Origin of the sequence: Pseudomonas brassicacearum (assembly GCF_009601685.2) — a bacterium.
GTDB classification, from domain to species: domain Bacteria; phylum Pseudomonadota; class Gammaproteobacteria; order Pseudomonadales; family Pseudomonadaceae; genus Aquipseudomonas; species Aquipseudomonas kilonensis_B.
Map to the genome: position 1 here is coordinate 5,720,026 of NZ_CP045701.2, position 13,999 is coordinate 5,734,024.

A 13,999-nucleotide genomic window follows, 5' to 3' on the forward strand; every position below is an offset into this window, starting at 1 on the left:
CTGGGCGGTGGATCGATTGTTGGCCCGGGCCATTTGGGCGGGCATTGTAAACGTCCGTGTTGGCTAACCGTGCAGGGTCTGCAACCACTGCTCACGATTGATGCGATAGAGCACATGGTGACGCAATGGATGACCGACGGCGAGTGTCGGGTGTTCGAAGTCGTCAGCCGGGTCGTGCTGCATGCCAATGGCCTGCATGACCTTTTGCGATGGCAGGTTATCGACGGCGGTGAACGCCACCACTTCGTCCAGCGCCAACTGGTCGAAGGCACAACGCAGGGCGGTCCACGCCGCTTCGCTGGCGTACCCCAGGCCCCAGTGCTCGCGGGCCAGGCGCCAGCCAATCTCGATGGCCGGCGTGAACGGCGCGTCGAACCCGACCACACCCAGCCCAGTGAAACCAATGAAGGCGCCGGTGTCCTTGCGTTCCAGGGCCCACAAACCAAAACCATGCTCGGCGAAATGCCCCCGCACACGACCGATCAGGGCAGCGCTTTCCAGACGGCTCAGGCGCTCCGGGAAATAACGCATCACCTGCGGGTCTGCGCACATGGCGGCAAATTCCGGCAAGTCATCATCGCGCCACTGCCGCAACAGCAGCCGTGCGCTTTCCAGTTCCAGTATCGGCTCCATCTTCACTCCCTTTCCATGCCCCAGAGTCTACATCGCTGGTAGGATCCGTCACTCAATCGTCACTGAAAACACCATGTCGCTGCCACTGATCTATCACGAAGACTACAGCCCCGATTTCCCGGCGGAACACCGTTTCCCCATGGACAAGTTTCGCCTGCTGCGCGATCACCTGGTGGAGAGCGGCCTGACCCGCGACGCCGACCTGTTGCGCCCGTCGCTGTGTCCGCCGGACATTCTCGCCCTGGCCCACGACCGTGCGTATATCGAACGCTACATGGGCGGCGAGTTGTCCCGCGAAGACCAACGGCGACTTGGCTTGCCTTGGAGCGAGGCCCTGGCCCGCCGAACGGTGCGCGCCGTGGGTGGTTCGCTCCTGGCCGCCGAACAAGCCCTTGAGCACGGGCTGGCCTGCCACTTGGCCGGCGGCACCCATCACGCTCACTACGACCACCCGGCCGGGTTCTGCATTTTCAACGACCTGGCGGTGATCAGCCGCTATTTCCTGGCCAGCGGCCGGGTCTCACGGGTGCTTATTTTCGATTGCGATGTGCACCAGGGCGACGGCACCGCCCGAATACTCCATGACACCCCGGACGCGGTGACAGTTTCCTTGCACTGCGAAAAGAATTTTCCTGCACGCAAGGCGCAAAGCGACTGGGACATCCCCCTGCCGATGGGCATGGAAGACGCGGCTTATTTGAAGGTGGTGGATGATGCGCTCAACTACTTGCTGCCGCTCTATCAGCCAGACCTGGTGCTGTATGACGCCGGTGTCGATGTCCACAAGGATGACGCCCTCGGCTACCTGAAGCTGACCGACGAAGGCCTCGCCGCCCGGGACGAGAGCGTCATGCGCCACTGCCTGGGACGCAACATCCCGGTGGTCGGCGTGATCGGGGGCGGCTACAGCAAGGACCGCAAGGCCCTGGCCCGCCGCCACGGGATCCTGCACCACAGCGCGCAACGAGTCTGGACGTCATCAGGTTGTCACTGAAACCTGGGCTTTACGGCCTGTGGATAACCCGTAGGAGCTGCCGAAGGCTGCGATCTTTTGATCTTGATCTTGATCTTTCGCTCGCGACTCAATTGTCTGGGACAAGATCGCAGCCTCGCTTCGCTCGACAGCTCCTGCACGGATTCCGGCCTCAGATCATGTGGACCAAGCTGATAGAATGCCCGCCTTGATCCTCCAGACATCGCTCGCCATGACTCAAGCTTCCAAGCCCTCCCCCTCAAACATCGCCATCATCGGCGGCGGCCCCGCTGGCCTGATGGCAGCCGAGGTGTTGAGCCGGGCGGGCCTGCGGGTCGACCTGTACGACGGCATGCCCTCGGTGGGGCGCAAATTCCTGCTGGCCGGCGTGGGCGGCATGAACATCACCCACTCCGAAGCCTTCCCGGCCTTCCTCTCCCGCTACGGCGAACGTGCACCAAACATTGCCCCGCTGCTGCGGGCATTCGGCGCAGGGCAATTGTGCGAATGGATTCACGGGCTGGGCATCGACACCTTTGTCGGCAGCTCCGGTCGGGTATTTCCTACCGACATGAAGGCCGCCCCGCTGTTGCGCGCCTGGCTCAAGCGCCTGCGTGATGCCGGCGTGGCGATCCACACGCGCCATCGCTGGCTCGGCTGGAACCCCGACGGCAGCTTGCGAATAGCTTCGCCGGAGGGCGAAAAAAACCTGCGACCCAAGGCCACCTTGCTGGCGCTGGGCGGTGGCAGCTGGTCGCGCCTGGGCTCTGATGGCGCCTGGATGCTGCCACTGGAACAGCGCGGCGTGGCCCTGGCGCCATTGCAACCGAGCAACTGCGGGTTTGAGGTAGAGGCCTGGAGCGACCTGATGATCAGCAAATTCGCTGGCGCCCCGCTGAAAAACATCGCCATCGGCCTGAACGACGACGTGCCGCGCCTCGGCGAATGCGTGATCACCACCACCGGCATCGAAGGCAGCCTGATCTACGCCCTGTCGGCAGCGATTCGCGAAGCCATCAACCAACATGGCAGCGCGACCCTCCATCTGGACCTGCTGCCGGGCCGGCCTGTGGATAAAATCCTCCAGGCCCTGAACAAGCCTCGCGGCTCACGCTCGATGGCCAAGCACTTGCACAGCCAGTTGGGAATCGATGGCGTCAAGGCTGCGCTGTTGCGCGAGCTCACGCCGGCCGAGTGTTTCACTGACCCGGCGCGGTTGGCCCAGGCGATCAAGGCCCTGCCGCTCACCCTGGTGAAGACCCGCCCCTTGGACGAAGCCATCAGCAGCGCCGGTGGCGTGACCTTCGAAGCCCTGGATGAACGCCTGATGCTCAAGCAATTGCCTGGCGTTTTCTGCGCCGGAGAAATGCTCGACTGGGAAGCACCGACCGGCGGCTACCTGCTCACGGCGTGTTTTGCCAGTGGCCGCGCAGCGGGTTTAGGAATCCTGGAATTCTTGAACGGTTGAACCCGTAGGAGCTGACGAGTGAAACGAGGCTGCGATCTTTCCCCAAGCAGTTGAGTCTCAAGCGAAAGATCAAAAGATCGCAGCCTCGCTTCGCTCGACAGCTCCTACAGCGCCCAAGTGACCTTGGGTATCAAGGCTTACGCTTGCGCGGCCCGGTATTGAACACCGGTACTTTGCGCACAGGCTTGACCGAAGGCTCCACAGGCGCGGCATCGCCGCTGTCCACCCACTTGCCCAGGTTGCGCTTGCCGCCACCGCCGGAGGTTTTCGGTTTCTTCGGCTTTTTCGGTTTCTTGATCACCTGGCCGCTGGCATCGGTGTCCGGTACCCGATGTTCAGGCTCGAAGTCCTGTTCCATCTGACGAGTCAGCGTCTGGCGCGTCAGCATCTCGATGGCCGACAGCAGGTTCACTTCGTCGGCGCAGACCAGGGAAATCGCTTCCCCGGTCGAGCCCGCCCGACCAGTACGGCCGATGCGGTGGATGTAGTCCTCGGCGACGATCGGCAGGTCGAAGTTCACCACCAACGGCAAATCCTCGATATCCAAGCCACGGGCGGCGACGTCGGTGGCCACCAGGATCTGCACCTCGCTGGCCTTGAAGCGGTCCAGCGCGCGCTGGCGGGTGGCCTGGGGTTTGTCACCGTGGATGCCGTCGGCGTTGACGCCCAGGCCCTGGAGTTTTTCCACCAGCGCATCGACGCCGTTGCGGGTCTTGGCAAAGACCAGCACCTGTTTCCACTTGTTCTTGCGCATCAGGTGCACGAACAATTCCGGCTTGCGCTTCTTGTCCACCGTCACCACCCATTGCTTGACGGTGTTGGCGGCGACGTTGCGCGGGCTCACTTCAATGCTCAGCGGATCGTTGAGCATCTGCCCGGCCAGCAGGCGGATCGCGTCGGAGAAGGTCGCCGAGAACAGCAACGTCTGGCGCTTCTTCGGCAGTGCCTTATAGATATTCGCCAGTTCCTCGGAGAAACCCAGGTCGAGCATGCGATCGGCTTCGTCCAGCACCAGGGTCTGCAGCTGATTGAACTTCAGTGCGTTCTGGCGGAACAAATCGAGCAGGCGCCCCGGCGTGGCGACCAACAGATCGACGCCTTTGCGCAATTTCATCATCTGCGGGTTGATGCTGACGCCGCCGTACACGGCGTAGGTGCTCAGCGGCAGGTTTTGCGCGTACTGGCGCACGCTTTCATGGACCTGCTCGGCCAATTCACGGGTCGGCACCAGGATCAGCGCGCGCACCGAGTTGGCCGCGACCTTCGGCCCTTCGGTGGTCAGCAACTGCAACAGCGGCACGGCGAAACCGGCGGTCTTGCCGGTGCCGGTCTGGGCCGCGGCCATCAGGTCACGACCGGCCAGCACCGCCGGCATGGCTTGGGCCTGCACCGGGGTCGGGGTCTGGTAGCCGAGCGTCTCGAGGGCGCGCAGCAAGGGTTCGATCAGGCCAAGGGTGGCGAAAGTCATGGAAGTACCGTAGGAAAAATCAGCGCAAGGTGTGCAATGCGCGGCAGTTTACCCTAAATCAGGATACGGCCGGCGCAGGCTTGGGTTTGCGCCACTGCGGCAATCCGATCAACACCACGGCACTGATGATCACCAGCATCGCCAAGGCCTCTTCGATGCCGATGGTTTCACCGGCGAACACAATGCCCAGCAACACCGCCACGGCCGGGTTGACGTAGGCATAACTGGTGGCCGCCGCCGGGCGCACATGCTTGAGCAGGTACATGTAGGCGTTGAAGGCGATGATCGAGCCGAAGCAGGTCAGGTAAGCCAAGGCAAACCAACCTTCCAGCGGCGGCATGCTGTCCAGGTGTTCACCGCTGGCCGCGCTGCCGATCAACAGCACCACGCCGCCCACCAGCATCTCCACGGCACTGGCCATCGCCCCCGCCGGCAACGGCAAGTGCCTGCTCAACACTGAACCAAAGGCCCAGGACGCCGCCGCGAATACCAGCAAGGTCGCACCCAACGGGCTGGACTGCAGGTTCGAGCCCAGGTTGAGCATCGCGATGCCGATCAACCCCAGCACAATCCCCGCCCATTCCAGACGGGTATTACGCGCGCCCCAGAAATATCCGCAAAGCAAGGTAAACAAAGGCACCGTCGCCACGGCCAACGCCGCCACCCCGGACGCCACCCCCGTGTGTTCGGCGACACTGACCGCGCCGTTACCGAAACTGAGCAACAGCACGCCGATGATGGCCCCGGCCTTCCATTGCGCCCAGGTCGGCGCCGGTGCCCCGCGCCAGCGCAGGAAGCCATACATCAGCGAACCGGCCAGCACAAAACGAATCCCGGCCAGCAACAGCGGCGGCCAATGCTCCACACCGATGCGAATCACCAGGTAGGTCGAACCCCAGATGACGTACAAGGCAAAAAAGGCAGCGATCAATGGCAGGGGAAAGCGGCGTGGGCCAGGCATGTTCAGCTCGAAGTCAGGACAAGGAGAGACGCTATTCTAGAAAGGCGACAGACGGAAAATAAGTTACAAAACCTGTTTATCCAAGCCATACACTTTTCAAAACACGGAGATCAGCGCTATAAACCAAGCTTTCGAAAGCCACGTCATTTGGAACCTCTCCTGTGGACAAATACGACCGCATGTTGCTCGGCGCCCTGTTGGAAAACGGTCGTGCGTCCTACGCCGAACTGGCCCGCAAAGTGAACCTGTCGGCCCCGGCCGTGGCCGAGCGGGTCAGCAAACTGGAAGCCAGCGGCGTCATCACCGGTTATCAAGCCAAAGTCGACATGGCGAAGATCGGCCTGCCGGTGCAGTGCGTCATCGAACTGCGCATGAACCAGCACGGCAACCAGAAGACCTACGACGAACTGTGCAAGATCCCACAACTGACCGAGTGCCACCGGGTCACCGGCGACCCGTGCGTGATCATGCAAGCGGCGGTCGGCTCGATGCCGGAGCTGGAAGAGCTGATCAACCGCATTGCCAAGTTCGGCTTCAGCAAGACCTCGATCGTGCTGTCCAGCGCCATTGAAAAGCGCGTGCCGTTGGGGCAGTTGGAAGGTAACGGGAAATAATCTGCTCAACACCGACCAACCCTGTGGGAGCGAGCCCGCTCCCACAGTTGTCTTGTGGTGTATTCAGAACCCGCGATGCCGCTTGAGGTGCTCGTTGATCTTCGCCGCTGGCACTTTCTGCAAACTGCACAGCAAATCATGGGACAACTCCCGCAGCCCGTGCTTTTGCCGCAGCTCCGAAGCCAGGTGCGCGGTGAGGTTGGCGGCCATTTCGGCGTCGGCCATGGCCCGGTGAGCCTGGCCGGTGTGGGGCAGGCCGGCAAACGTGTTGAGCGTGCCGAGCTTGTGGTTCGGCGCCGCCGGCATCAGGCGTCGGGCCAGCAACAGTGAGCAGGCGAAATTCTGCAGGCGGGTGCGCTTGATTCGCCCCAGTTCGAAATCCCAGAACTTTTGGTCGAACGCGGCGTTGTGCGCCAGCAGCGGTGTGATGCCGACGAACTCGTTGACCTCGTTCATCACTTTTTCCGCCGACGGGGCGCTGCGCAGCATGGCATTGCTGATGCCGGTCAGTTGCTCGATAAACGCAGGGACGCGCACACCGGCGTTCATCAGGCTCTGGTAGCGGTCGACGATCCGGCCTTGCTCAAGCATCACCACCGCGATTTCAGTGGCGCGGCAACTGCTGCTCGGGGTGATCCCGGTGGTTTCAAAGTCGATGACTGCGATGCGTTCCAAACCTTTTGAACTCCGTGAAAATCAATTCTTGAGCAACAACGCGCCGTCGATAGGCACGTAGCGGCTGGCAGCGCGGATCAGCGAGTTGGCGGTCAACCCCGGCACGCCATAGGCCACGGCTTGTACACCGTGCTTTTGGATGATGCGTTCGAGCAACATGTCGAAATCGCCATCGCCGGAGGCCAGCACCACTTCGTCGACGTGGTCGGCGGCGTCCATGATGTCCAGCGTGATGCCCACGTCCCAGTCGCCCTTGGCCGAGCCGTCGCTGCGCTGGATGTAGGGCTTGAGCTTCACGACAAAACCCAGGTTGCGCAGGATCTGCTGGAATTGCTGCTGCTTGCTGTCACCGCGATCGATCGCGTAGGCGTAGGCCTCGACGATCTGCCCCTGTTTGCTGACATCGGCCCACAGCGCGGCGTAGTTGAAATGGCAACCGTAGGCCTGGCGCACGGTGTAGTAGAGGTTCTGGACATCGGCGAACACTGCAATTTTTTTCACCGCGTTTCCTCTTGGATGCACACGCACGCTGACCACCAGGGCCGAAAAGTCGCCCAGTATGCCAGCCAGAAGGATTGTTCCGCGAATAATCGGCCCGAGGCGCCAGAGCGCCCCGGACGAATGGCAGGTCAGACGAAGGAGTCGTCGTCGCCGAAGAAAGAAGAATCGTCGCTGTAGTCCGCGTCGCTGAAACCGCCCGGGTCGTTGCCGTAGCTGTCGTTATCGGCCACACGCTGGTCATCGCCCCAGCCGTTGTCGCCGCTGTTGGCGGTGTCGTTGACCGGTTGCGCCGGCTCCTCCTTGATGACCTCGACGATTTCCTGCGGTTGCTGATTGCTGTGGAACAGGCTGCTGATGCCTTGGGCCAGCATCACGCCGCCGGCCACGCCCGCCGCGGTTTTCAGCGCGCCACCGAGGAAGCTGCCCGCGGCCGGGGCCTGCTGCTGCGGCGCAGCATAATTGCCGGGTGACGCACCGAAGCCCTGTTGGGGCTGGGCATTGAAGGACGGCTGTGCCGGTTCGCGCCAGCCACCGCCGCTGGCAGGCGGCGCGCTTGCCGGACGTGAATCCCGCGCGCTGCCACCAAAAATACTCGACAGAAAGCCTCCGCCACCGCTGGGTGCCGATGGCTGGGTGCGGGCCCGTTGCAGCTCAGCCTGCAGTTGCTCGAGTTGCTGGGTGAGTTGCCTGTTCTGTTCATCGAGGCGCTTGATCGCGGCCTCCTGTACCAGAATCGCCTGGGCCATGAAATAGCCCGCTGCTGGCTGGCTGGCCAGGTGTTCCTTGATCCGCGCCTCGGCCTGGGCGTCGCGCGGGGCTGAATCCTTCTCGGCCTGTTGCAGCCGTGAAAACAGTCCATCGATCAGGGTTTGTTCTTCGCTGTTCATGGCGACCTCATCAGATTGCCGGGTAGAAACCATTCCGATCCTGAAGACCGGTGCCCACCAGTAATGGGGCTCGCCGCAAAGGTTTCAACGGTCTTTACCTGATGTTTACGTTTGTTTATGCGGTCACCTGATGGGTAAAGTGTCGGACCGCTTTTTTGAACTGCGATACCGACCCATGAATCCGTTAGAAGTACTGCGTGACTCTTTGTATTTTTTCAAGCGCCATCTGGGCCGGATCGCCCAGCTGTGCCTGCCGCTGGTCATACTCGAGGCTTTGCTGCAGCAAGGCGTGGACACTGCCCTCGGCCCCGAGGGCTTCCCCGGCTACAGCGTGATCGTCGGGCTGTTGGTGTACCCCTTGTACACCGCCGCGTTGATCCTGTTTCTCGACGCCCGCAGCCGCGGTGAAGCACCACGCACCCGTGACTTGCTCGCAACGGCCCTGACCCTGTGGCCACGCTTTGCCCTGCTGACGGCTCTCAACACGCTGTTGATCCTGGTGGGTATTTCGCTGTACATCCTGCCGGGCCTGTGGCTGATGGTGACCCTGGCCTTCAGTGAATACCTGGTGGTCCTCAGGGGCCTGACACCCCTGGCGGCGATGAAGGAAAGCCTGAACATGTCCCGGGGCAACTTCTGGCGGGTCCTGCTGTGCATTCTCTGTGTGATGGGCCCGTTGTGGCTGCTCAAGGGCGTCAGCGTCTCGGTGTATCCGTCGCCTCAGAACCCTGTGCTCAGCCTGCTGATCGACAGCGTCCACAGTTTCCTGCAACTGTTCACCAGCGTGGTACTGTTCCGCCTGTTCATGTTGATCGAAGCCAAGCCTGACAAGCGCTGACCGAACACAACGACGACCCTGGGCCTTGGGCTTGAGAAGCGCTCTCGGTTATGCTCGGGATCACTTTCGCGTTTCGCCCATAAGCCGAGCCATGACCCGTCTATTGCGCTACACCTTGCTGGGCCTGCTGTTGATCCTCAGCCTGGCCGTCCTGTCGATCTACGGCCTGACCTGGCGGCCACAGCCCCGGGAAACCTTGCCAGTCAGTTGCACCGCCAACGCAGCACCGCTGGTGCCCGGCCAGGCCTTGAAGGTGATGACCTGGAACGTGCAGTTCCTCGCCGGCAAGCGCTATGTGTTCTGGCACGACCTGGCCCAGGGCGACGATGAACGCCCGACCCTGGAGGACATGGCCTTCAGCCTCGACGAAGTGGCACGGGTCATCCGCGACGAGCAGCCAGACGTCGTGCTGCTCCAGGAACTGGACAAGGGCGCCAAGGCCAGCGATTACCAGGACCAGCTCAAGCTGTTGCAGGAACGGCTGGCCGACCTCTATCCGTGCGGCACCAGTGCCTTCGACTGGAAGGCCGATTTCATCCCTGACCCGCACATCTTCGGCAGCGTCGGCCGACAACTGGCGACCCTGAGCCGCTACCGCATCGACCATGCCGAACGGATACAACTGCCGGTGGCCGACACCAATGTCATCAGCCGTCAGTTCCAGCCGAAGAACGCCTTGTTGGTAAGTTATCTGGCGCTGAGCGGCGGTGGCCAACTGGCGGTGCTCAACACCCACCTGGAACGGGCCACCGAGCCGGGCGAAACCCTGCCCAAACAAGTCATCGCCGTGGCCAAGGCCCTGGATAAATTCGAATCCGCTGGCACACCTTGGCTGATCGGCGGCGACTTCAACCTGCTACCCCTGGGCCAATACCGGCGCCTGCCGGCCGAGCAACGCACGCCCTACTCCGCCGACAGCCCGCTGCACCTGCTGTGGGACAAATACCCGATGATCCCCACCAACAACGAGGCCAGCGGCATCGACCGCGCGCACTGGTTGACCCACTACCCGAACGACCCCGGCCTCAACGGCCCCGACCGCACCGTCGACTACCTGTTCTACAGCCCAAGAATCAAACGGGTCGAAGCCCAGGTAAGGCAGGACGACACCTTGCGCATCTCCGATCATTTGCCGGTGATTGCGCGGTTCTTGTTACCGGCAATGCCTTAAAAGGAATTTCACCCATGACTGTAATCGCCCTGGTCAACCCCGAGAATGACCCGCACTTGATCGCCGACTGTTTGATCAGCGCGGACGGTCCAGACAAACGCCAGTCGATGTCCGTGTGGGTTCCTTCGCTGGGGCTTATACCCACTGATTGGAGTGACGCCGACGGACCGTTTCATATCGCGCGCATGGGTCGAAAAACCTACATCCTGCCGAACAACAGCGGCATGCTCGCCTTTGCAGGAGATTGCCGATCGGCTTATGAATTCTGGGTGGCGCTCGCCAAGTCGGTCGATATAAAGCTCGGCTATCAACCGGATGCCCTGATAGATGCCGACACAATCGACCAGGTTCTAATGGGCATGGGCGGGACTGCGGGTGCATTCCACATGCTGGGCGTTTTATTGGATGGGAAAGGTGGTAAGCGCGCCTATATCCACCGCCCCGAGGACACGATGACCACCGAGAACTTTGGAACCTGCTATCTCGCCGGTTCAGGGACACACCATCTCAAGCGTCAGATCGAAACGGAAGACGAACGCTTCACTTCAATCGAGGAGTGGTCTTGGGCGCATATCTCGCCGACTGAAGAACTGGCGGAATCCTTGTGTTCCAACATGCTGTATTACGAATCCGACATCAACAACGGGCGCAAACCCAATACACCCATTCATGACCGGTTCGGCGGATTCTATGAATGGTATGGCATTAAACCTGTCGGGATAAAACCCACACCTCCCAGAATCGACTTGAATATTCTGGTCAAGAACGATGCCCTGTATCTGACTCGGCTCCATTTCTCCGAAAGCACCCACCCACCTGCGGATGACGCCGACTTCAAAGGGTCGCAACTCATCTTGAAGGTCTTGACGTTCTGCCTGAGAACACAAGAATTTGACCCACATCGACTTTTCGACAACCTGGCGTTCACATTCGAGCAGGTCGATGGGGTACTCATCGAGCGGTTCTTCAACCACTACGATAGAGATGCAAGCTCGCCGCTATCGGACCCCAGAATTTCAGGCATCGTCCCAGCGGACGTCCTGCAAAAGGACTTTGGCCATGGCCTGCCGGTCAAGAGAGTTCGCCTGACCGTATCGGTCAATGGATATGCCGTTGTAAAGGGCGTGACCGAAAGCGACGAATCCCTCGCACCGGCGCGAATCCAGTATGCCAATGGCCAGGCATCAGTGGCCTTCTCCGAAAAGATAGGCCTCTTGATTGCAGATATCGTCTCGAGGCATCTGAAATAGTATTTTTGATACGGGACACTAGGCCTTACGCGGCTTGACCCGCGCCGTCGCCTCCGCCACCAGCGGGTCGTCCGGCCAGTAATGCTTGGGATAACGCCCCTTGAGGTCTTTCTTCACCTCGGCGTAGGTGCTGCGCCAGAAGTTCGCCAGGTCCTGGGTGACCTGCACCGGCCGGCGCGCCGGTGACAACAGGTGCAACTTGACCACCTGCCGCCCGCCGGCAATACGCGGGGTGTCGGCCAGGCCGAAGAGTTCCTGCAAGCGCACCGCCAGGATCGGTGGATGCTCGCTGTAGTCCAGGCGGATCGACGACCCCGAGGGCACGCTCAGATGGTGCGGCGCCAGTTCATCCAAGCGTTGCGGCAAGGGCCAGGGCAACAGGTTGTGAACGAAGCTCGCCACGTCCAGGTTGGCAAAATGGCTGAGACGCGAGACGCGGCCCAGATACGGCATCAACCACTGTTCGAGATTGCCCAGCAAGGCGTCGTCGCTGACATCCGGCCATTCGCTCTCGCCCTTGGCGTCCAGGTCCAGGCGCCGCAGCAGCGCCACCCGCGCCTGCCATTGCCGCAGTTCCGGAGTCCAGGGTAATAATTCCAGGCCCTTGCGCCGCACCAGGTTCACCAGGGCCTGGCTACGAGCCGACTCATCCAGGCCGGTCAACGGTTCGCGGCTGAGCACCAGTTCGCCGACCTTGCGCTGGCGCTCGGCCCGCAGCACGCCTTCGCGCTCATCCCAATCCAGTTGATCCACAACGCGTACTTGTTCGGCCAGCACCGAATCGAACAGCGCCGGGTCGAAATCCGTCGCCAGGTAGATCCGTTCTTCGCGCTGGCCCTGGCGGCTGCCCAGGTCGGCGATCACCAGCCACGCTTGCTTCATCAGGCTGTCAGCCTCGGCAAACAGCGCCGCACGGCCGTTGGCCAAACGATATTCGGCGCCACCGGGCCGGCGCTGCTGGGCGACGCGGTCCGGGTAGGCCAGCGCCAGCAACGCGCCGAGCCAGCGCGGATGTTCGGGATCGGCCACGGCGTCTTCGGCCTTGCCCCGCAGGTAACTGCGGTATTGCCGGGCCAGTTGCCGTGCCCGCTGCACCCCGCCCTGGGCGCCGCGCGCTGCTCGCTCTTCGCCGGACAGCAAGGCCAGGCGACTGTGCAGGTCCGCGCCGGCGCCCCGCAGAATGTCGCGCTCGCCCAACAGCGCGGCGACGTTGCAGGCCATGTCCGCCAGCCCCAACGCCTGGCCGCGCAACAGCAGATGCGCAATACGTGGGTGGGCCGGCAGTTCGGCCATGGCCTGGCCGTGGCGGGTCAGTTGCTCACCCTCCAGCGCGCCCAGGCGTTGCAGCAGGTCCTGGGCCTGGGCATATGCAGCAATGGGCGGCATGTCGAGCCAGACCAGTTGCTGCGGCGTCACGCCCCAGCGTCCCAGTTGCAGGGCCAACCCGGCCAGGTCCGCCGACAGAATCTCCGCGCTGGCGTAGGCGGCCAATTGTTCATGTTGGTCTTCGGACCACAACCGGTAGCACACCCCCGGTTCCAGGCGCCCGGCCCGACCAGCCCGCTGGGTGGCGCTGGCGCGGGAAATGCGCTGGGTGTCGAGCCGGGTCATGCCGCTGCCCGGATCGAAACGCGGCACCCGGGCCAGTCCGGCGTCGATCACCACGCGTACGCCATTGATGGTCAGGCTGGTTTCGGCGATGTTGGTGGCCAGCACCACTTTGCGCTGGCCGGGCGGCGCGGGATCGATGGCAGCGCGTTGGGCAGCGAGGTCCAGTTCACCGTGCAGCGGACAGAGCAACACATTGCCACCCTCGCCCAAGGCCTCCGCCAGTTGCTGATGAACCCGGCGGATCTCCGCCTGCCCCGGCAAGAACACCAGCACGCTGCCAGTTTCATCGTGCAGGGCTTCGAGCACGGTCTGCACCAGTCGCGGCTCGATGAACTCGCCAGGCTGAAACGGCCGACCCCAGCGCACCGTCACCGGGAACATGCGGCCTTCACTGCGCAGGATCGGCGCGTTGTCCAGCAACCCGGCCAGGCGTTCACCCTCCAAAGTGGCGGACATCAGCAGGATCTTCAGCGGCTGGTCGTCGCGAAACAGCTCCCGACCGTTGAGGCTCAGGGCCAGGGCCAGGTCGGCGTCGAGACTGCGCTCATGAAACTCATCGAAAATCAGCAGCCCCACGCCTTCCAGCGCCGGGTCGTCCTGCAAGCGCCGGGTGAGGATGCCCTCGGTGACCACTTCAATGCGGGTCTTGGGCCCGACCTTGCTGTCGAGGCGAATCCGGTAGCCGACGGTTTCACCGACCTTTTCCCCCAGTTCACTGGCCAGTCGCTCGGCCGCCGCCCGTGCCGCCAGGCGCCGGGGTTCGAGCATCAGGATGGTCTGCCCGGCCAGCCAGGGCTCGTTGAGCAAGGCCAGGGGAACACGGGTGGTTTTACCAGCACCGGGCGGCGCTTCGAGCACGGCTTCGTGGCGCGACGCCAAGGCTTGACGCAGCGTGGGTAAAACTTCATCAATCGGCAAAGAAATCATGCTGGCTCCAAAACAGAGGGCC

13 protein-coding genes are annotated in these 13,999 nt (G+C 62.4%); 6 read left to right on the plus strand and 7 right to left on the minus strand.

Translation table 11 applies throughout. The features are described from left to right. Positions 1-63: 63 nt before the first annotated feature. A complete protein-coding gene (locus GFU70_RS24815) occupies positions 64-633 on the minus strand; it encodes a GNAT family N-acetyltransferase (RefSeq protein ID WP_153388940.1) in 570 nt (189 codons plus the stop codon). Positions 634-706: 73 nt separating this feature from the next. Here GFU70_RS24815 and GFU70_RS24820 point away from each other — a divergent pair, with 73 nt between their 5' ends. Both GFU70_RS24820 and GFU70_RS24825 read left to right on the plus strand, forming a co-directional pair. Continuing rightward, positions 707-1,627: a histone deacetylase gene (locus GFU70_RS24820; RefSeq protein ID WP_153388941.1), complete on the plus strand. Its 921-nt coding sequence runs from the start codon at positions 707-709 to the stop codon at positions 1,625-1,627. A gap of 211 nt (positions 1,628-1,838) precedes the next feature. Then, complete coding sequence (locus GFU70_RS24825; RefSeq protein ID WP_153388942.1) at positions 1,839-3,074, plus strand: TIGR03862 family flavoprotein; 1,236 nt, start codon at positions 1,839-1,841, stop codon at positions 3,072-3,074. Positions 3,075-3,204: 130 nt separating this feature from the next. On the opposite strand, the gene GFU70_RS24830 is transcribed toward GFU70_RS24825, so the two are convergent. Next, positions 3,205-4,542 (minus strand): DEAD/DEAH box helicase, encoded by a 1,338-nt coding sequence (locus GFU70_RS24830; RefSeq protein ID WP_058546752.1) that lies wholly within the window; start codon positions 4,540-4,542, stop codon positions 3,205-3,207. 58 nt (positions 4,543-4,600) lie between these two features. Continuing rightward, the gene (gene yedA / locus GFU70_RS24835) at positions 4,601-5,503 is read right to left on the minus strand and encodes a drug/metabolite exporter YedA (protein WP_116641279.1); all 903 of its coding nucleotides are present in this window, start codon (positions 5,501-5,503) and stop codon (positions 4,601-4,603) included. Between the two features lie 161 nt (positions 5,504-5,664). On the opposite strand from yedA, the gene GFU70_RS24840 reads away from it, so the two are divergent. Next, positions 5,665-6,117: an Lrp/AsnC family transcriptional regulator gene (locus GFU70_RS24840; RefSeq protein ID WP_058546750.1), complete on the plus strand. Its 453-nt coding sequence runs from the start codon at positions 5,665-5,667 to the stop codon at positions 6,115-6,117. 63 nt (positions 6,118-6,180) lie between these two features. On the opposite strand, the gene GFU70_RS24845 is transcribed toward GFU70_RS24840, so the two are convergent. From GFU70_RS24845 to GFU70_RS24855, 3 genes are all read right to left on the minus strand, one after another. After that, the gene (locus tag GFU70_RS24845; RefSeq protein WP_018604948.1) at positions 6,181-6,792 is read right to left on the minus strand and encodes a PolC-type DNA polymerase III; all 612 of its coding nucleotides are present in this window, start codon (positions 6,790-6,792) and stop codon (positions 6,181-6,183) included. A 21-nt stretch (positions 6,793-6,813) separates the two neighbouring features. Next, positions 6,814-7,293 (minus strand): NYN domain-containing protein, encoded by a 480-nt coding sequence (locus GFU70_RS24850; protein ID WP_153388943.1) that lies wholly within the window; start codon positions 7,291-7,293, stop codon positions 6,814-6,816. Between the two features lie 128 nt (positions 7,294-7,421). Further along, the gene (locus tag GFU70_RS24855; protein WP_058546749.1) at positions 7,422-8,180 is read right to left on the minus strand and encodes a DUF2076 domain-containing protein; all 759 of its coding nucleotides are present in this window, start codon (positions 8,178-8,180) and stop codon (positions 7,422-7,424) included. 175 nt (positions 8,181-8,355) lie between these two features. Between GFU70_RS24855 and GFU70_RS24860 the strand changes: the two genes are divergently transcribed. The 3 genes from GFU70_RS24860 to GFU70_RS24870 all read left to right on the plus strand — a co-directional run bounded on the left by GFU70_RS24860 (position 8,356) and on the right by GFU70_RS24870 (position 11,439). Continuing rightward, positions 8,356-9,018: a YciC family protein gene (locus GFU70_RS24860; protein WP_116643723.1), complete on the plus strand. Its 663-nt coding sequence runs from the start codon at positions 8,356-8,358 to the stop codon at positions 9,016-9,018. A 91-nt stretch (positions 9,019-9,109) separates the two neighbouring features. Continuing rightward, positions 9,110-10,189, plus strand: coding sequence for an endonuclease/exonuclease/phosphatase family protein (locus GFU70_RS24865; protein ID WP_058546748.1), 1,080 nt, complete (start codon positions 9,110-9,112; stop codon positions 10,187-10,189). A gap of 14 nt (positions 10,190-10,203) precedes the next feature. Next, positions 10,204-11,439: a hypothetical protein gene (locus tag GFU70_RS24870; RefSeq protein WP_058546747.1), complete on the plus strand. Its 1,236-nt coding sequence runs from the start codon at positions 10,204-10,206 to the stop codon at positions 11,437-11,439. Positions 11,440-11,457: 18 nt separating this feature from the next. On the opposite strand, the gene hrpB is transcribed toward GFU70_RS24870, so the two are convergent. Continuing rightward, positions 11,458-13,977, minus strand: a complete 2,520-nt coding sequence (gene hrpB / locus GFU70_RS24875; RefSeq protein ID WP_116641276.1) for an ATP-dependent helicase HrpB — start codon at positions 13,975-13,977, stop codon at positions 11,458-11,460. Between the last annotated feature and the right edge of the window lie 22 nt (positions 13,978-13,999).